This window comes from Dankookia sp. P2, assembly GCF_050632255.1.
GTDB lineage: Bacteria > Pseudomonadota > Alphaproteobacteria > Acetobacterales > Acetobacteraceae > Paracraurococcus.
On record NZ_CP192581.1, the window covers coordinates 4636615 to 4653172 of the forward strand.

General features: G+C 70.4%; 21 protein-coding genes and 2 pseudogenes. 10 read left to right on the forward strand and 13 right to left on the reverse strand.

Annotated features, from left to right (window positions below; genetic code table 11):
• Positions 1 to 24: 24 nt before the first annotated feature.
• The 7 genes from ACQ86J_RS27430 to ACQ86J_RS27460 form a co-directional block, all read right to left on the reverse strand.
• Positions 25 to 288: an Ldh family oxidoreductase gene (locus ACQ86J_RS27430; protein WP_431268029.1), complete on the reverse strand. Its 264-nt coding sequence runs from the start codon at positions 286 to 288 to the stop codon at positions 25 to 27.
• On the reverse strand, positions 285 to 1073 hold the full coding sequence (locus ACQ86J_RS27435; protein WP_431268030.1) for an Ldh family oxidoreductase: 789 nt from the start codon (positions 1071 to 1073) through the stop codon (positions 285 to 287). The genes ACQ86J_RS27430 and ACQ86J_RS27435 overlap by 4 nt, the downstream gene beginning before the upstream one ends.
• A complete protein-coding gene (locus ACQ86J_RS27440) occupies positions 1070 to 1945 on the reverse strand; it encodes an alpha/beta hydrolase (RefSeq protein ID WP_431268031.1) in 876 nt (291 codons plus the stop codon). Before ACQ86J_RS27440 ends, ACQ86J_RS27435 begins: the two co-directional genes overlap by 4 nt.
• Positions 1946 to 1954: 9 nt before the next feature.
• Entirely contained in the window at positions 1955 to 2356 is a 402-nt protein-coding gene (locus tag ACQ86J_RS27445; protein ID WP_431272554.1) for an FCD domain-containing protein, read from the reverse strand.
• The gene (locus ACQ86J_RS27450; RefSeq protein WP_431268032.1) at positions 2247 to 2678 is read right to left on the reverse strand and encodes a GntR family transcriptional regulator; all 432 of its coding nucleotides are present in this window, start codon (positions 2676 to 2678) and stop codon (positions 2247 to 2249) included. The genes ACQ86J_RS27445 and ACQ86J_RS27450 overlap by 110 nt, the downstream gene beginning before the upstream one ends.
• 91 nt (positions 2679 to 2769) lie before the next feature.
• On the reverse strand, positions 2770 to 3147 hold the full coding sequence (locus ACQ86J_RS27455; RefSeq protein ID WP_431268033.1) for a nuclear transport factor 2 family protein: 378 nt from the start codon (positions 3145 to 3147) through the stop codon (positions 2770 to 2772).
• 13 nt (positions 3148 to 3160) lie between these two features.
• A complete protein-coding gene (locus ACQ86J_RS27460; protein WP_431268034.1) occupies positions 3161 to 4078 on the reverse strand; it encodes a VOC family protein in 918 nt (305 codons plus the stop codon).
• Positions 4079 to 4677: 599 nt separating this feature from the next.
• On the opposite strand from ACQ86J_RS27460, the gene ACQ86J_RS27465 reads away from it, so the two are divergent.
• The 4 genes and pseudogenes from ACQ86J_RS27465 to ACQ86J_RS27480 all read left to right on the forward strand — a co-directional run.
• Entirely contained in the window at positions 4678 to 5007 is a 330-nt protein-coding gene (locus ACQ86J_RS27465) for a PAS domain-containing protein (RefSeq protein WP_431268035.1), read from the forward strand.
• 94 nt (positions 5008 to 5101) lie between these two features.
• A pseudogene (locus ACQ86J_RS27470) lies at positions 5102 to 5644 on the forward strand (PAS domain-containing protein); the annotation flags it as partial.
• 25 nt (positions 5645 to 5669) lie between these two features.
• Positions 5670 to 5999 carry a histidine kinase dimerization/phosphoacceptor domain -containing protein gene (locus ACQ86J_RS27475; RefSeq protein ID WP_431272555.1) on the forward strand — a complete coding sequence of 110 codons (330 nt, stop codon included), beginning with the start codon at positions 5670 to 5672 and terminating at the stop codon, positions 5997 to 5999.
• Positions 6000 to 6154: 155 nt separating this feature from the next.
• A pseudogene (locus ACQ86J_RS27480) lies at positions 6155 to 6757 on the forward strand (ATP-binding protein); the annotation flags it as partial.
• Between the two features lie 100 nt (positions 6758 to 6857).
• On the opposite strand, the gene ACQ86J_RS27485 reads toward ACQ86J_RS27480, so the two are convergent.
• The 5 genes from ACQ86J_RS27485 to ACQ86J_RS27505 form a co-directional block, all read right to left on the reverse strand.
• Positions 6858 to 8168 (reverse strand): arsenic transporter, encoded by a 1311-nt coding sequence (locus tag ACQ86J_RS27485; protein ID WP_431268036.1) that lies wholly within the window; start codon positions 8166 to 8168, stop codon positions 6858 to 6860.
• Complete coding sequence (locus tag ACQ86J_RS27490; protein ID WP_431268037.1) at positions 8122 to 9273, reverse strand: MFS transporter; 1152 nt, start codon at positions 9271 to 9273, stop codon at positions 8122 to 8124. The genes ACQ86J_RS27485 and ACQ86J_RS27490 overlap by 47 nt, the downstream gene beginning before the upstream one ends.
• Before the next feature lie 111 nt (positions 9274 to 9384).
• Entirely contained in the window at positions 9385 to 10071 is a 687-nt protein-coding gene (locus tag ACQ86J_RS27495; RefSeq protein ID WP_431268038.1) for a hypothetical protein, read from the reverse strand.
• Between the two features lie 94 nt (positions 10072 to 10165).
• Positions 10166 to 11554 carry a sigma-54-dependent transcriptional regulator gene (locus ACQ86J_RS27500; protein ID WP_431268039.1) on the reverse strand — a complete coding sequence of 463 codons (1389 nt, stop codon included), beginning with the start codon at positions 11552 to 11554 and terminating at the stop codon, positions 10166 to 10168.
• Complete coding sequence (locus ACQ86J_RS27505) at positions 11539 to 13053, reverse strand: sensor histidine kinase (RefSeq protein ID WP_431268040.1); 1515 nt, start codon at positions 13051 to 13053, stop codon at positions 11539 to 11541. The genes ACQ86J_RS27500 and ACQ86J_RS27505 overlap by 16 nt, the downstream gene beginning before the upstream one ends.
• A gap of 303 nt (positions 13054 to 13356) precedes the next feature.
• On the opposite strand from ACQ86J_RS27505, the gene ACQ86J_RS27510 reads away from it, so the two are divergent.
• The 6 genes from ACQ86J_RS27510 (at position 13357) to ACQ86J_RS27535 (ending at position 15754) form a co-directional block, all read left to right on the forward strand.
• Positions 13357 to 13653, forward strand: coding sequence for a hypothetical protein (locus ACQ86J_RS27510; protein ID WP_431268041.1), 297 nt, complete (start codon positions 13357 to 13359; stop codon positions 13651 to 13653).
• Between the two features lie 32 nt (positions 13654 to 13685).
• The gene (locus ACQ86J_RS27515) at positions 13686 to 13877 is read left to right on the forward strand and encodes a hypothetical protein (RefSeq protein WP_431268042.1); all 192 of its coding nucleotides are present in this window, start codon (positions 13686 to 13688) and stop codon (positions 13875 to 13877) included.
• Positions 13849 to 14493, forward strand: coding sequence for a PAS domain S-box protein (locus tag ACQ86J_RS27520; protein WP_431268043.1), 645 nt, complete (start codon positions 13849 to 13851; stop codon positions 14491 to 14493). The genes ACQ86J_RS27515 and ACQ86J_RS27520 overlap by 29 nt, the downstream gene beginning before the upstream one ends.
• Positions 14424 to 14819 carry a response regulator transcription factor gene (locus tag ACQ86J_RS27525; RefSeq protein ID WP_431268044.1) on the forward strand — a complete coding sequence of 132 codons (396 nt, stop codon included), beginning with the start codon at positions 14424 to 14426 and terminating at the stop codon, positions 14817 to 14819. Before ACQ86J_RS27520 ends, ACQ86J_RS27525 begins: the two co-directional genes overlap by 70 nt.
• A gap of 216 nt (positions 14820 to 15035) precedes the next feature.
• Entirely contained in the window at positions 15036 to 15182 is a 147-nt protein-coding gene (locus ACQ86J_RS27530; RefSeq protein ID WP_431268045.1) for a CsbD family protein, read from the forward strand.
• 272 nt (positions 15183 to 15454) lie between these two features.
• Complete coding sequence (locus tag ACQ86J_RS27535) at positions 15455 to 15754, forward strand: CsbD family protein (protein ID WP_431268046.1); 300 nt, start codon at positions 15455 to 15457, stop codon at positions 15752 to 15754.
• A gap of 178 nt (positions 15755 to 15932) precedes the next feature.
• On the opposite strand, the gene ACQ86J_RS27540 is transcribed toward ACQ86J_RS27535, so the two are convergent.
• Complete coding sequence (locus ACQ86J_RS27540) at positions 15933 to 16394, reverse strand: hypothetical protein (RefSeq protein WP_431268047.1); 462 nt, start codon at positions 16392 to 16394, stop codon at positions 15933 to 15935.
• Positions 16395 to 16558: the final 164 nt, after the last annotated feature.

Genomic DNA, 16558 nt, shown 5'->3' on the forward strand with positions numbered 1-16558 from the left:
CCGGCCGGCTTCAGGGCGAGATGCTCAGGCCTGAACCGTCGCGGGCATCGGTACGCTGAGGATCCGAGCGGCCTCGGCGAGTCGCTTCCAGGTTCCAAGCGGGAGGGGGATGCCGTCGCGCTGACGCGCCCGCATCACACCGGCGCCTCTCTCTCCGGGCAGCAACAGGGTCGTGCCCTCGGCGGCCGGGGCAGCAGCGACCTCCTCGGACAGGGCGTCCACCTCGCGGCCGAACGCAGCCGCGTCCCCGAAGGCCGCGGGATCCAGCGCCATTGCGATGCCGTTCATCCTCGGCCCGTCCGCTGACCCGCCGCCCCGAAGCGCCGGGGCGATGACCGGATTGCCCGCCGCCACGCTCGTGCAAGGCACTCGATCATCAGCGACAGCCCCGCGCCCTTCGCGCCGGCCATCGGCAACAGGGTTGCCACCCGCGCAGGGTCGGTCGTCGGGTGGCCCGCCGCGTCCACGCCCCAACCCTCAGGGATGGGAGTTCCGGCATCCTTCGCACCCATCACCTTCCCAAGCGCGACGGAGGCAGTGGACATGTCGAGCAGCAGCGGCGGCCGCGAACCCGCGGGCACTGCGATGGCGATTGGGTTGGTCGAGACGACGGCACCCCGGCTGCCTGGCCACGCCATCAGCGGACCGGACGCGGTCATCACCATCCCGATCAGGCCAGCCTGTGCCGCGTGCAGGGCAAAGTGGCCGACCGCGCCCGCATGCGTGATGTCGCGCGCCACGACCCAGCCGAGGCTCAGCCGCCTCGCGATGGCTACGGCTTCCTCCATGGCCCGCATCATTGCGACCGGCCCGGGTGCCCGGTCCGCGTCCAGCAGCCCGACGGCACCCGCCGCCACGCGCATCACCATGGCAGGGGCAGGGTTGATCACCCCGCTCCCGAGCCATTCGAGGTAGCGCGGGATGCGCAGCACTCCGTGGCTGTCCACGCCGCGGAGGTTCGCCCAGACGAGCGTAGCCGCCCAGGCCGAGGCATGCTCCGCGCCGACCCCGGCCGACCGGAAGATGCCCTCGGCGAAAGCCTGGAGGTCCGGCGCTGCGACCCGGACGCTCACGCCGCCTCCGCCGGAAAGTAGCGGCTCATCCAGCCCTTGAGGATGTCGCGGCCCCGACTGTCGTTGCCGAAGATCGGGAAGTGGTCGGTGCCGGTGATCAGCACGAGGTCCTTCGGCTGCCCGGCCTTTTCCCAGAGGCGGATGGACTGCTCCACCGGCGTTACGGTGTCGTCGGCGCCGTGCATGAACAGGACGGGGCGGGGGGCGAGCTGGTGAATCACGTCCTCGGCCTTGAAGTCGAACATGCTCTGCGCTGTGTCGGCCGCAACGACGGTCTGGGCGAGATGCGACAGGTTCTTCCGCAGGTGCTCGGCCATCGGGACGACGTCCCAGCGGCTCACCATCAGCGTCTCGCCGGTGCGCTGCTTGTGGCGGCGCCCCTCTTCCAGCATCGCCGTGAACTTCTCCCAGGCTTCCGGCGTCGAATGCTGGCCGCGGAACTTGCGCTCGCCGTGGCCCCAACCGCAGGAGATGATCGCCGCGGCGAAGCGTGGGTCGGTGGCGGCGGTGTAGGCGGCGATGGCAGCGCCGAAGGAATGGCCGAGGACCGCGATGCGCTTCGGGTCGACCTCGGGCCGCTCTGCGAGCCACGTCATAGCGTTCCGCGTGTCCGCGACCTGGTCGTGGCACAGCACATAGCCGCGCCGCCCCTCGCTCTTGCCGCAGCCGCGGAAATCGATGCGTAGCACCGCGTATCCCCAGCTCTCCATAAGGCGCGCGACAACCTCCGAATAGGAGTTGTCCTTAGCGCCGATGAAACCATGCAGGACGATCACGGCGGGGAGGCGCTGGTCAGGTGCCCGTGCGTCCGGGAGGTGGAGGCTACCAGCCAGCGTCAGCCCATCCGAGGGGAAGGAAATCTCGCTATCCATGTCCTGGTGTCACTCCGTTGTCGGGGCAGGGGCGTTTGTCTTCGGTGGCCGCGGGCTGGCGCCGGGGGATACCTCGCCGATGAATTGCGGCGCGTAGCGGCGCACGTTGTCCACGGTCCACTGCATCTGCTGCCGCAGCAACTCGGCCGCCTCCGCCCCACGTCGGGCCAGGGCAGCGTCCTTGATGGCCTCGTGCTCGCTCAGGCGGCCTGGTCCCTGCGGGCGGTGCCGCTGGGAGAGGAGCCGGTAACGCTCCATGTGGTCGTAGAGCAGGCCGCGCATGTGGAGTGTCCAGCGGGATTCACAGGCGGAGACGAGCGCGGCGTGGAAGTCGCGATGCAGCGCAGCCCATTCCTTGAACCGCGCGATGCGCTCCGCGCGCGGCAGGGATCTCGATGCGGGCGAGGCGATGGAACGCCACCACGACGGCAGCTTCCCAGTCCTCGCCCCCATGCTCCACCGAAGAGAGGATGGCGCGTCCCTCGAACTCGATCAGCAGGGTCGAGACGTCGCGGAGGTCGTCCTCCGATACCGGCGCGACGCGAAAGCCGCGGTTTGCGTCCAGTTCCACCAGGCCCACCGAGGCGAGGTGGGACAGCGCTTCCCGGAGGGTGCCGACCCCGGCTCCGTAGGCGCCCTGCATCTCCGCGAAGCGGAGCCGCGCTCCCGGCGCGTAGCGACCATCCAGGATGTCGGCGTGCAGCCGGGCCAGGACGGTCTGGCTGACGAGCACGGCTTCGGGCGCGGCTTCGCCGCCCCTCGACGGGCCCTCACGGGCATGGCGGCAGACGACGAGGGTGAAGCGATGCCACGGTGTTCCTCTCCTAAGCCGGGGAGGACTTCGCGGAATGCCAGGCGAACAGTCGCGGCTCCGGCGCGTCCCGGTACACGGCCGTATAAGCCATTCTCGTCCGGATGGTCCCGACCGCCCGGCCGATATCGGCCTCCGCCTTGCCGAACGCGAAGCTGAAGCCGCCTTCCCGCCGCACCTCGCAGCGGGCCGCTTCGTAGCGCAGGTACTGGCGCTCGCCGGCGGTCAGCTTCTGGATGAACTCTGCCTTGTCCTCCACCGCCCCGTTGGAATGGGTGAAATGCAGGTCATCGACGAGCAGGCGGTCCAGGGCAGCGGCGTCGCGCGCGACCATCGCCCGGAAACGCCTGTCCTCCAGTTCGAGGATCGTGGCCGCGCTCGATTGGCCCATGGCCGGCTTCCCCTCAGGTCAGATCGGTCGGCAGCTGCAGGCGGTGCATGTCGAGGAAGGCCGGTGAGGGAGGCAGCCCCCAGACGTCCCGTGGCAGGCCCACCCAGGTCTTCGGGCGCTGCGGACGGTCCCGGTGCCAGGGGCGCGGGTCCCAGAAGCCCAGCGCCTCGTCGGTCATGCAGTCGAGATCGTAGAACAGCTCGACCGCGTTGCCGTCGGGATCGCGGTGATACATGGCGACGTTGTGGCCAGGGCCGTGCCGGACAGGCCCCCAGAGGATCGGGACCTTCTGCCCGCCGAGCACGTCGGCAGCCCGATGCATGTGCGCGGCGTCACGCAGCTTGAAGGCGAAGTGGTGCATGCGAGCGTCGGAGCCGCGCGTGAAGTTCACCGTGTGGTGCTCGTGGCTGCACCGCAAGAAGACGAAGCGGTCCTCGATCCAATCAGACACGCGAAAGCCGAGCTGGTCGGCGTAGAAGCGGGAGGCCGCCACGGGATCGCGGGTGTAGAAGGCGACGTGCCCGACCTTCAAAGGTGCGATTCCCGGCAGCGGTGATCGGTTGTCGTGGAAATGGCACCCCACATGGAGCTCGACGACACGCCCCTCATTGTCTTCGAACCGGATCGCGGTCTCGGAGCCGGGGGCGGTATCGCTCGCACGCTCGGCCCGAAGCCCCACGTCCTCCAAGCTCCGCTCCAACGCCGCAAGGGCGAGGTCGGGCGCAACGTCCAGCGCCAGGGCAGCGAGCCGCGGCTCGGCGCCGTGCTCGAGGACCAGAGCGAGCTGGCCGGCCTCTGTCGCCAGGAAAGCCCGCCCATCCTCCCGCCCGACTTCCGCAAGGCCGATGATGTCCCGGTAGTATGCGACCTGCCGCTCCAGGTCGGGCGTGGCCAGGCGCACGTGGCGCAAACGCTTCACGGAAGTGATCACGCTCATCCTCCCAGAGCTTGTCCAAACCGGCACGCGTGCCGTCAGCGGCACGCGCACCTCCAGTCGGCCACGCAGTGCTCATATTGCCCGGGCACTAAATAGCCTAATGCTGACGGTCAGTCTATCGAATATATCGGTTTTTTCGAATATCTCGGTCCGCTGAGGCAGGATGTAACCGCCAGATCGGCTCCTGCACAGGGCGGTGGGAACCTAAGCTGCAGGCGAGGACAAAGAAGCGCGGCGTGCCTACCCAATCTCCGCTCCCGCAAATGCTGCGCCGTCCAACGAACCAGTTGCTTCAGGCCTACCCACGCCATGGTTGATGAGGCCGAGCCCGCGGCTTCTCCGTCAGTCTGCAATGGTCAAGCAGAGATCCGGGGCAGGGTAGGGTCCGCGCTATCCTTCGGCTGCATGACCCCACATTTTCGTGGGACCTAGATCAGCATCCCCTGCCGGACAACGACGGCGACTTCGGCGCGGTGATAGTCATCCTGCGCGACGTTAACCACCGAGGTCGTGGTGCGTCAGGAAGCGGAGGTGGCCGCTGTGGCGCTCCGGCGCCGGGCGGAGCAGATGCGCCTCGCGATCGATGTGGGCGCATGTACTTCTGGGCCTCCGACGTCACGACCGGCGCCGTCGAGTGGTCGGTGGGGCTCGCCGAAGCCTGCGGCATGGCGCCGGGTACCTTCGGCGGCACGGTCGAGACGTTCAGGAAACTGGTCCACCCGGAGGACCTGCCCAGGGTCGAGGCGGCCCTCCGCCGGGCGCTGGCGGGCGAGGCAGCCTACGACATCGAGTTCCGCATGCTCCGGGCCGGTGGCGGGGAGCGCTGGTTGCTGTCGCGCGCAACGGTCGAGCGCGACGCCGTGGGCCGCCCGGTGCGCATGGTCGGCGTCGACCTGGACTCTGACGGAACGCAAGCGGGATGAAGCTCGTCTGCGGACGGCCGGGTTTGGCAGCTGGGAATGAGACGGCGATGCTGGGCGCCAGGTCTGGTCTCCGGAGCAGCTTGCCATCCACGGGATGCCCCCTAGCGAAGGACCATCGATCCTCGAGCGTTGGCTCGACCTCGTGCACGAGGACGACCGAGGCCACCTGTTTGACACGGCCAGGAAGGCTGGCCCGGGGTACAGCTACCGCACCCTTTTCCGCATCCGGCGTGCCGATGACCGTGCCGGGCGATGGCTGGCGGCAATGGGCCGGGTGCTGGACGCGGTGCCTGACGGCATGCCGACGCTCATGCGCGGCATCAACCTTGATGTTACCCACATGGTCGGCGGGCTGGTCGAGGACCGGGGGCGGACCCGGGTGCAGGCCGACGATGCCGCATTCTTCGGCTCCGCGCTGGACGCAAGCCTTGACTGCAGGAAGGTAGCCGAGCCCGACGGCACGCTCTCGTTCATGAACGTCAATGGGCAGTGCCTGATGGAGGCCGACGACTTTGGGGCGCTGCGGGGGCGGGAGTGGACCTCGTTCTGGCCTGAGGGCAGCCGCGCGCGGATACGCAAGGCCTTGGCTCAGGCACTTTCCGGCCAGCCTGACCGCTTCGAGGCGTTCTGCCCCACCGCGAAGGGGACGCCGAACTGGTGGGATGTCCCGGTGGTGCCCGTCTGGGACCTCGGCGGTGCGCGTTGCACGGGTCGTCTCGACCTCGCGCGACATCACCGCTGCCAAGGGAACCGAGGAGCGCCTCCAGGGCAAAGTCACCGCGCGGGAAGACCTGATCCGCGAGGCCGACCACCGGATCAAGAACAGCCTGCACGTGGTCGCCGACCTGCTGCGCCTCCAGCAAAAGCGGACAGGGAATCCAGCAGCCGAGGTACTCGGGAAGGCCGCGGCGCGGGTGATGGCCGTGGCCGAGGCGGGCCGGGGCTCAATCGCAGCCCCGATCTGCGGACGGTCGACCTGTACCAGGTTCTAACCGACCTCTCCGATCATCTCGGTTCCCTGTCGCCGTGTGTCGCGGTGCGGTGCGCGAGCGAAGGCGAGATGCCTATTGACGCCGAATGCGGCATCCCGCTCGGCCTGATCGTCAACGAGTCGCTGACGAACGCCGTCAAACACGCCTACGCAGAAGCCAAGCAAGGTGTCGTCGAGGTCACCTTGGAGGAACAGAACGGCTTCGTCGTCGTCAGCGTAGCAGACGATGGCCACGGCATGACACCTGAGCGGCCCGGCAATCCAATCGGCCTCGGGGCGGCGCTGGTAAGGTCGATGGCACGACAGGTTGGTGCCCAGGTCGACGTTCAGACCTTCCCGGGGCGGGGAACAACGGTGAGGCTCACCCTGCCACGGGAGCCGGTTCGGCGGGCGCGAGAACCGCAGGCAGGCAGCGACACGCCAATCACCATGCGGCAGCGCACTACCTTGCCGCGCTTTCGGAAAAGGGACCCACGCGATGTCGGGGCGAATCTTCGCCACGTTGCGTCCAAGACTGCTCGGCTTTTCAAGGCCGGGCGGATCAATAAAGTTCCGATTCAGGACCGCTTGCCAATGACTACGTTGAATACCTCGGCCATCGCTTGCTCGCCCGATCGGATGCCAGAGGTCTGCATGGCCGGCCGCAGAAGGTGGTCCGGCACCCTGACGAGGACCGTTGCCCGGCTGGCGCGCATGTGCAGGACGGCGCCGAGCAGGCCGATACCCGTGGAGATCATCATGGCGGAAGGCAATGGGTAGCGTGCTCGTCGCACGCCTTTCCTCCGGCCAGACCGCCTCTCCCACGCGTAGATGGCCGCCTCTGGCTGGAGCGACGCCCGTACCAAGTCGAGGGTTCTCGTCAGTCGAAGGCCAGCACGCCCGCGAGGGCGAGCAGCAGGGCGGGCGGCATCACCGCCGCGCCGAGCCGGAGGAAGCTCCACGCGCCGACAGCCAGCCCTTCCCGCCGCAGCGCGACCAACCAGAGGATGGTTGCCAGCGAGCCAGTGACCGACAGGTTCGGGCCGAGGTCGACGCCGATCAGCACCGCAGCGCGCACCGTCTCCGGCACCTGCGCCAGCTTGACCACCCGCCCCGCGACCAGCCCGGCCGGCAGATTGTTGGCCAGATTGCAGCCCAGCGCGAGCAGGATGCCCGCGCCCCAGGCGGCAAGGCCGGCCGAGTGCCGCACCGCCTCCTGCAACAGCCCGGCGAGCAGGTGGGTGACCCCGGTCTTCTCCAGCGCCTCCACCAGCACGAACAGTCCGGCGACCAGCGGCAGCACGCCCCAGGAGACGCCGCCCGCCACCTCCCGGAGGCCGCAGCGGGACCGCAGCAGGACCAGGCCCGTCGTCGCCAGGCCGGCCAGGAAGGTCGGCAGGCCGAGCGGGGCACCTGAGGCCGAAGCCGCCAGCAGCGCCGCCGCAGCGCCGGCAATGCCCAGCGCGGCCAGGCGCCCGCCCGCAGAAAGCATGGGCACCGCGATGTCGGAGGAGACAGGCTCCCGTAGCTTCGCCCATTGCGTCCAGCGCAGCACCAGGAAGGTCGCGCCGATGGCCAGCGCCGAGGGCAGCGCATAGCGCGGCAGCCATTCCAGCAGCGACGGCATGGCGCGGCCGTAGATGACCAGATTGGCGGGATCTGAAATCGGCAGCACGAAGCTCGCGGCATTGGCTGTGAAGGCGCAGACCAGCAGGTAGGGCAGCGGGTCGCGCGCCCGCGCCGCCCGCGCGACCGCCGCCACCGCCGGCGTCAGGACCACCGCCGTCGCGTCGTTCGACAGGAACACCGTGACCAGCGTGCCGACGGCATAGACCAGCGCGAAGAGCCGCGTCGCCGAGCCCCTTGCATGCCGCGCCGCATGCGCCGCAAGCCAGTCGAACAGCCCTTCCAGCCGCGCCAGCTTGGCCAGCAGCATCATGCCGGTGAGGAAGAGATAGACATCCGTACCCCGGCCGATGCCCTCCAGTGCCTCCGCCGGGGAGAGCAGGCCGAGCACCGTTAGCAGGGCGGCGCCCGTGACCGCCCAGACCCATTCCGGCCAGGCGAAGGGGCGCAGGATCACCCCCGCGGTCGCGGCAGCGGCGATGCACCAGCCCGCCCAGGGGGAATGGCGAGCGCGGCGGTCACGCCGCGGCGCCTTCCACCGGCAGGCCGGCGGGCTGCCTGCCACCCGAAGCGGTGGGCCGGGTCTCCGGCATGGCCAGGCCGAACAGCAGCCCGCCCAGCACCGCCACACCGGCCAGGGACAGGAAGGCGACATCGTACCCGGCCTGGACGGTCACCCATCCGGCCGCGACATTGCTCAGCGAGGCGCCGATGCCCTGGACGGTGGCGACCGCGCCGAGGCTGACGTTGAAATGGCCGGTGCCCCGCGTCAGGTCGGCGACCACGATCGGCAGCAGCGCGCCGAACAGCCCGGCGCCGACGCCGTCCATCGCCTGCACCGCCAGCAGCCAGTAGGAGTCGTCCGATAAAGTGTAGAGCGCCCCGCGCGCCGCCAGCACGGCGAAGCCCGCGAGGAAGAGCGGCTTGCGCCCCCAGGCATCCGCCCGGGCGCCGACCAGCCAGGCCATCGGCACCATGACAAGCTGCGCCCCCACGATGCAGGCCGAGAGCAGCGCCGTGCCGCGGTTGAGGTCCTGCTGCGCCAGCTTCTGCCCGACCAGTGGCAGCATGGCGGCATTTGCCATATGGAACAGCGCCATGCTGACCGCGAAGATCAGCAGCGGCCGGCAGGTCAGCAGCGCCCGCCAGGCCGAGGGCTGCTCCGCCCCGCCACCCTCGGCCGCGCGGTCGAGTCCGCGCGCCAGGTCGTGGTCGATCGCCTGGCCAGGGATGGCGAGGACGGCGGCGAGGCTCGCCAGCGCCATGCCGCCGAGCAGGAAAAAGACCGCGATTGGTCCCCACCAGAGCGACAGCGCCCCTGCGCCGAGCGCGGCGAAGGCATTGCCGGCGTGGTTCCAGGCCTCGTTGCGGCCGGTCCGCCGGGTGAAGGCGGCGTGGCCGACCAGGCCGAGCGTGATGGCGGCGATGGCGGGCGGGAAGACCGCCGAAGCGGCGCCGCTGGCGACCTGCGCCGCGGCGACCGGCCAGAAGCTCGGCCAGAGCGGGATCGCCAGGCAGACCGAGGTCACCGTGACGGCGGCCAGGGCGAGCAGGCCTCGCTTGGCGCGCAGCCGGTCCACCAGCGCCCCGGCCGGCACCTGGGCGAGCAGCCCGGCGGCGCCCGCGATGGCGAGCACGAGGCCGGTCTCCGCCTGGTCCCAATGATGCACCGCGAGCAGGTAGACCGCGAGGTAGGGACCGAGCCCGTCGCGGACATCGGCGAGGAAAAGTTCAGCGCGTCGAGCGCGCGGGCGGTGCGCATGGGGCCGGCCTCGCCGCGCTCAGCCGCGCGGCGGCCGCGGACTGCGGCCGTCCCGCGGTGGCAGCGGCGGCCTGCCCACCTCGGCCAGCCGGTCCGGGCCGGGGCCGATCGCATCCACCTCGACCACCGTGCCGAGCGGGGTGGCGAGGCCCGGGCCACGGGCGGCGATCGCCTGCCCGGGGCGCAAGAGGTCGGCGAAGCGCTCGGCCTCGGGCGGCGGCAGGCGGAGCTGGGTACCGTCCTCCAGCACGGCGCCGTTGACCTCGCCGCGCGGGCCACGCAGCGGCATCTGCACCCGGCCCTGGACGTCGAGCGGGCGGAGCGCGCCGCGGGGCCCGCCCATGTCCACCACCGGCGGCCCGCCGGCATCCCGGGCGACCGAGACGGCGCTGACCAAAGGCACGCCGAGCGCCCGCAGCCCGCGCACCGTCACCGCCTCGCCGGGATGCATGGCGAAGACCAGCTGGGCCGAGAGGTGCGGCGGGACATGCACCTGCGTGCCGTCCTGGAGGAGGAAGCCGTCCACCTCGCCGCCCGGGGTCAGGGTAAAGCGCGCGACCACGCCCCGCGTCTCCGGCAGCTGCGCCGGGTCGAAGCCGGCCGGGCCGAAGGCGGGCGGCGGCGCGGGCTGGGCGCGGACCAGTGCGGCGCCGCCCAGCGCGAGGAGGAGGGCGGTGGCCAATGCAGCGGGGCGGGACCCTGGCATGATGTGTCTCCTGCGTGGACGACCGCATCGCGGCGGCCGTGCAGCAGGCAGCGCAAGGCACGTGCCAGGGCAGAGGATGAATAATTTCAGAGCTTTAGGCTGGTCCGTCCGGCGCCTCGGCGTCCTTCGGCCGGACGCCTTCCGTCCGCCCGGCGGACGCCGTCTCCAGCCCGAACTGGCGCAGCTTGGCATAGAGAAGCTGACGGTGGATGCCGAGCCGCCGCGCCGCTTCGGCGCGGTTGCCGCCGGTCTCGCTCAGGGCGCGGAGCAGCATGGCGCGCTCCAGCCGGGCGATGGCGGTCGGCAGGTCGCCCGCCAGCCAGTCCTCGGCGCCGGCCGGTGGGGCGGTGTCGCCGAGGAAGGCCAGGTCGGCCGCGCCGATGACCTCGCCCTGGCCCAGCGCCGCGGCCCGCTCCATCGCATTGCGGAGCTTGCGCGCATTGCCCGGCCAGGGATGCGCCAGCAGCCGTGCGGCCGCGCCGGCGCCGAGCCGCCGCCGGCCGGGCAGCTGGGCCAGGAAATGCTCCGCCAGCGGCACCAGGTCGGCGAGCCGCTCGCGCAGCGGCGGCAGGTGCACCGGCACCACGGCCAGCCGGTAGTAGAGGTCCTCGCGGAAGCCGCCCTCCCGCACCCGGGCGAGGAGGTCGCGATGGGTCGCCGCGACGATCCGCACATTGACCCGCACTGGCCGACCGCCGAGCGGCGTCACCTCCCGCTCCTGCACCGCGCGCAGGATCTTCGCCTGCATCGCGAGGTCCATGTCGCCGACCTCGTCGAGGAAGAGCGTGCCGCCATGCGCCTCGCGGAAGGCGCCCCGACGCTCGCCCAGCGCACCGGTGAAGGCGCCTTTGGTGTGGCCGAACAGCTCGGCTTCCAGCAATTCGGCGGGAATGGCGGCGCAGTTCAGCGCGACGAAGGGCCCGGCGGCGCGGCGGCCGAAGCGATGCAGCGCGCGGGCCACCACCTCCTTGCCCGTCCCGGTCTCGCCGGTGACCAGCACCGTCGCCTCGCCGTCGGCGATCCGGCCGATGGTCTTCTGCACGGCCCGCATGGCCGCGCTGACACCGATGAGCGCCTCTGGGTCGGGCTCCGCCATGCCGTCCTGCGGCGGCGGGTCGACCGGCTGGTCGCGCAGCATGCGGTCGAGCAGCTCGGCGATGTCGGCTCGCCCGACCGGCTTGGTTAGGTGGTCGAAGGCGCCAAGGCGCATGGCCTCGATGGTGTTGGCGGCGGAGGCATAGGCGGTCAGGATCGCCACGGGCGGCGCCCCGCGCCGGGCGCGCAGCAGCCGCAGCACCTCCATGCCGTCGAGGGCGCCGGGCATGCGCAGGTCGAGCAGCACGGCGTCGATACCGTGCCCCGCTGCGGCCAGCGCCGCCGCGCCATCCGCCACCGCCACCGCCGCGTGCCCGAGATCGGCCACGGCCTCGGCTAGGCCCTCGCGGACGCCGGCGTCATCGTCGGCGATCAGGATGTGGGCCATGGGTCGGCAGGTCTCCCGGGCAGGACAATCTCGATGGTCGTGCCATCGCTGCGGTGCAACGCGCGAACCCAACCACCGTGCGCCTCCGCCGCCTCGCGCACCTGGGCGAGGCCGAGGCCGGTACCCTCCGGCCGTCCCGAGGCGAAGGGCTCGAAAAGATGCGGGCGGAGCGTATCCGGTACGCCGCGGCCGGTATCTGCCACCGCCAGCACGAGGCTGTCCGCCTCCTGCCGCGCCGCGACCTCGACCCGGCCACCGGGCGGCGTCGCCTGCAAGGCATTAAGGATGAGGTTGTCGAGCGCCCGTTCCAGCCGGCCGCGGTCGAGCCCGGCGCGAGGGACCGGATCCCCGCCGGCCGCGAGCGAAACGCGCAGCGTGGCGGCCTGTTCGCGGTAGAAGGCGACGCGGTCGCGCACCAGGCTCTCCGGATCGGTCGCCTGCCGCTGCAGCGGGGCGCCGCCGCGGGCGGCGTCGAGCAGGTCGCGGGTCAGCGTGTCGAGCCGGCCGACCTGGCCGAGCACCGCCTCGAGCGCCCGCGCCATGCGGTCCGGATCGCGCGCTGCCAGGGCGTTCTCCGCCTTCAGCCGCATGGCGGCAATGGGGTTGCGCACCTCATGCGCGACGCCCGCGGCCACCCGGCCGAGCCCGGCCAGGCGCTCGGCCTCGGCGGCGCGGGCGGCGGAAGCGATGGCGGCTTGCTGCGCCTCGGCCACCCGCCCCGCGGCGCCGTTCACCGCCTGCACCACGCGGTCGAGGTCGCGCTGGCCGGTGGGGGCGAGACGCGGCAGGGTCTCGGCGCCGGAGCCGGCCAGTGCCGCCTCGATGCGCCGCAGGCGGCGCGACCAGCCCCAGAGCAGCCAGCCGAGCCAGGTGGCCGAGCCGAGCAGCACGGCGGTCAGCACGGCGAGCGCCACGGCGGCCCGCACATAGGCGGGGCCGCCGAACAGGATGACACGGTCCATGACCCAGGCGGCGAGGTTGAGCGAAGGGCCCGGCAGCGGGCAGGCGCGCAGCAGCAGGGTCTGGCTCCGCGCGTCGTAGTGCCTAGTCACGGGTAGCCCGCGCAGGATGGCAGCCTCGGCTGTTTCGTCGATGCGGGAGAGTTCGGCGGCGGGCACGTCCGTCTTGGGGCCGGCACCTTCGTAGGTCGGGTAGGCATAGGCGAAGGGCCCCGTCCCGGAGCGCCACAGCCCGCCCTCCACCCCGGGCAGGTCGCGCAGCGCAACCATGGTGGCGGCGGTTAGGACGTGCAGCGTCTCCGGGTCCTGCCAGTCCATCCGGGCTGCGCCGGTGGTGGCGAAGTGGTAGCGCTCAACGATGGCGTCGCAGCCGCGGGCCAGCGCCGCCTCGGCCCGGCGCAGCCGCTCCGTGGTGCCGTCGCGGTAGAGCGAGACCAGCGCCGCGCCGGCTATCAGGGCGGCCAGCAGGAACAGGCCCCAGCAGGCCGCGAACCAGCCGGCCAGCGAACGCGGAATGAACCAACCGGCCGCCTGTCCCATCAATCCTCGCCGCCCGTGCTGACCGGGCCAGGATGGAACCTTCGTTCGGCGTGTCGAGGCACGTATCCGCGTCATTGATGAAGCCTGATGTTCGGAGAGGGGCGCCCTGGTGCGCGAAGCCGTGACAGCGCCCACCGGACAACCCGCCCCGCCGTCGGACCTTTGCATTCGAAATGGCAGCACTGGCGGCGCCCCGGTCCTGCGAGGAGTCGCGCAACGAAAAGGCATTTGAGGATGCATGACGGCGAGGCCGCGCTTTTCCCTGCGCGGCATCAAGCGGACCACCGCCAGCTCCAGCAGCTCGTGACCGCCCTGACCGAAGGCGTGATCCTGGTGAACCCGGATGAGAGCATCGCCTGGGCAAATCCACGCAGCTTGGAGATGCACGGGGTGGACAGCGTCGAGGCGCTCGGGCGGACGGTGTCCGAATACCGGGCGCGCTTCGAGTTGCGCTACCGCAACCAGCACCGGCTGCCCGCCGGCACCTATCCGATGGAGCGCATCCTCGCCGGCGAGGCCTTCGACGAAGTGGTGGTGCAGGTCGCCCCGGCGGGGAGGCGGAGCCGCGCTGGACTCACCGCATCCGCAGCCTCGCCCTGACCGATGCGGAGGGCCGGCCGGACTCACTCGCGGTGATCCTGAGCGACGAGACGGAGCGCTACGACGCCGAGGAGCGGTTCGAGCGGACCTTCAACGCCAACCCTGCGCCCGCCGCGATCCTGCGGCTGCTCGACCTGCGTTACGTCAAGGTCAATGCCGGCTTCCTCGAGCTTCACCGGGCTGAGCCGGGAGGACGTGGTCGGCCGCTCGCTCTACGAGCTTGACGTGCTGGAGGGGGCGGAGCGGCGCGATTTAGCGGTCGAGCGCCTCGGCGAGGGCCGCACCATCCCGCAGATGGAGGCGTCGCTGCGACTGGCTGATGGCGGCAGCAAGCTGGTCATCGTCGCGGGCCAGCCGATCGAGGTCGGCGAGGCGCCTTGCATGCTGTTCACCTTTGCTGACCTTGAGCCGCGGCGGCGGGCGGAGACGCTGCTGCGGCAGAGCGAGGAGCGCTTCGCCACCGCTTTCCGCCTCTCTCCCGTGCCCATGACGGTCGCCGAGACGGGCGCGGCGGGCCTGCGCTTCGTGCTGGCGAACGACGCCTTCCGCCAAGTGCTTGGCCATGCCGAGGCGGAGATCCTCGGCCGCACCGCCGCCGAGCACCGGCTTTGGGAGGACCAGGGCGCGCGGCGGGAATTCGAGCGGCTGCTGGCCGAGACCGGCCACGTGCAGAACTTCGCCGCACGCCTCTGCCCGAAGGAGGGCGAGGTGCTGGACTGCCTTGTCTCGGCCGAGGCCGTGGACATCCAGGACCGCCCGCATGCGCTGGCTTGCCATTCCGCGACGTCACCGAGCAGCGCCGGACCGAGGCCGATATCGTCACCGCGCTGGAGGCGGTGATGCGCGACACCTCCTGGTTCAGCCGTACCGTGCTGGAAGCGCTGGCGCGCATGCGCCGCCCCAGGCGCACCGGCGGCAAGCCCGATGCGGCACTCGCCGACATCACCGGGCGGCGGCGGGAAGTGCTTGGGCTGGTCTGCGAGGGGTTGAACAACCAGGACATCGCCCGGCACCTCGGCCTCTCGCTCGCCACCGTGCGCAACCATGTGAATACCCTCTATGCCAACACCGACGTGCACAGCCGCGCGGCCCTCGTCGTTTGGGCGCGGGAGCGAGGCTTCACGGGGATGTCACCACCTGTCGCCCGGCGAAAGCGGCCCGAATGATGCAGGTGGTTCACCGCAAATGATGCGTCCGGCTCTGTGAGCAGCAGGCTTTCTGAACAATTTCTGCCGTTGTCAGACGGAACCACGCGCATTCGAGACGGTTCTGCACCGGCTCCGAACCGGCCGTACCGTTGCGCAACGGCTGGCCGGCTTCGGCGCAACACGAGAGGAGATTGAGAATGGACAAGGATCAGAATTGCTGGCGCTGCCAAGCAGGTGAAGGGCGCGGTAAAGGAAACCATTGGGAAGGTCACCGGCGACACGGCGACCCAGGCTGAGGGCGCGGCCGAGAAGGCGGCGGGCAAGGTGCAGAACAGTGTCGGCGGCGCGAAGGACGCGGTGCGCGACGCGACCGGCCGCTAAGGCGGATCGCGCGGCAAGGCCTACGCCCTGCCGCGGCCTGCCTGGGCCTGTTCCAAGGGAAAGCAGCTTAGGCCGCGTCCACCTTGCTGCCCTGCCCGTGACCCGCACCTCGCGGCGGCCTTACCAACAGGATCTTCCGTTGCATGTCAGCCACCAGCTCGGGCCTCCCAGCCGATCCGGTTCTCTTCGCGTGGCGCGGCACCCGTACCGTGGTCACGGGCTGACGCATCGCCGCCGCAGCAGCACATCAGACATCGCAGCGGAGAAAAGACATGAATGGCGACAATCTCGAAGGCGGGGCACGCGGCATCTTGGGTGAGGCGCGAGAAAGATCCGGCGAGATCACCGGCGATGCCGGGCACCGTGCCGAGGGTATGGCTCGCCAGATCGCTGGGCGCGTCGAAGACGCTGATGGCGAAATTAAGCAGGCGGCCAACCAGGCCGCGACCCGGGTCGGGCATGCCGTGAAGGACCAGCCCGTGGTGTCGCTGCTGGTCGCCGGGTTCGTCGGCTACGCGCTAGGCCTCCTCACAATGGGCACGCTGGGCGGCGGATCGAGACACCGCTACTGATGGGCGGATGAGCACGGGCCGAGGCACGGTTCGCCCGCGGCAGTAGACGGCACGGTACCGACCCCGTCCGTCGCATGCGAGGCTGTGCTGGGGAGGGGCTAGGGCAAGCTTCGACCGGATGGAATCGTTACTGCGTACGTCGTCGAGAACCACCAAGAGGATCTTTGTTGGAGGATCATCACGCACAACTGGACACATCCAAAAGGATGACATAAATTTCTAGAGCATATTTTCCGGAAGTGCAATTGACGTCGCGCAGATCTCCTTCTTTCGAGAGTTCTCCCGGAAACACCGACGCAACGGCCGAAGTCCAGCTATGTGTGATGGTCACGCCTGCTGCGCGCGTCAGGGTTCGGGCAGCCACCAAGGCACGAGGCGTTACCTTGCGAGCGCTGGTGCTGAGCGCCTTACGTGATGCAAAGGTCTTGGAAAAATCCGGCGACACCGAGTTTGGCGATCGCTGCGCCAATCTCGCTACCGCAAAGGCGCGGATGTGGCGTGAGCACGGCGGAGCGATGATTGAGACAGTGACCGCTCCGGGCGCCTCGCCGCCCGGTGGTCGAAACTCGAAAGCGTAGCTGCTTGACGCCCAACCATGGTCTCTACAATGCGCGGCGAGATTCCTGCCCTCCTCACGCATGCAGGCGAAGCGACCGCTTCGCCACGCATTGTAAAGGCAAGATCCGATTAGATATGGTTTTTGACTTCGGCAGCCGCGGGTACTCCGTGGATGCCGCCGCGTCATCCTATGTCCTCGAAGGAGTAACGCTGGGCAGCACCGTGCTCGCGTGTCAGATGGTGCGT

Coding starts and splice junctions, on each gene's coding strand:
- ACQ86J_RS27500 (WP_431268039.1), bottom strand. CDS start 11,554: ATGGCCCACATCCTGATCGCCGACGATGACGCCGGCGTCCGCGAGGGC.
- ACQ86J_RS27505 (WP_431268040.1), bottom strand. CDS start 13,053: ATGGGACAGGCGGCCGGTTGGTTCATTCCGCGTTCGCTGGCCGGCTGG.
- ACQ86J_RS27430 (WP_431268029.1), bottom strand. CDS start 288: ATGAACGGCATCGCAATGGCGCTGGATCCCGCGGCCTTCGGGGACGCG.
- ACQ86J_RS27455 (WP_431268033.1), bottom strand. CDS start 3,147: ATGGGCCAATCGAGCGCGGCCACGATCCTCGAACTGGAGGACAGGCGT.
- ACQ86J_RS27465 (WP_431268035.1), top strand. CDS start 4,678: ATGTACTTCTGGGCCTCCGACGTCACGACCGGCGCCGTCGAGTGGTCG.
- ACQ86J_RS27535 (WP_431268046.1), top strand. CDS start 15,455: ATGAATGGCGACAATCTCGAAGGCGGGGCACGCGGCATCTTGGGTGAG.
- ACQ86J_RS27495 (WP_431268038.1), bottom strand. CDS start 10,071: ATGCCAGGGTCCCGCCCCGCTGCATTGGCCACCGCCCTCCTCCTCGCG.
- ACQ86J_RS27540 (WP_431268047.1), bottom strand. CDS start 16,394: ATGCGTGAGGAGGGCAGGAATCTCGCCGCGCATTGTAGAGACCATGGT.
- ACQ86J_RS27475 (WP_431272555.1), top strand. CDS start 5,670: ATGTCCCGGTGGTGCCCGTCTGGGACCTCGGCGGTGCGCGTTGCACGG.
- ACQ86J_RS27440 (WP_431268031.1), bottom strand. CDS start 1,945: ATGGATAGCGAGATTTCCTTCCCCTCGGATGGGCTGACGCTGGCTGGT.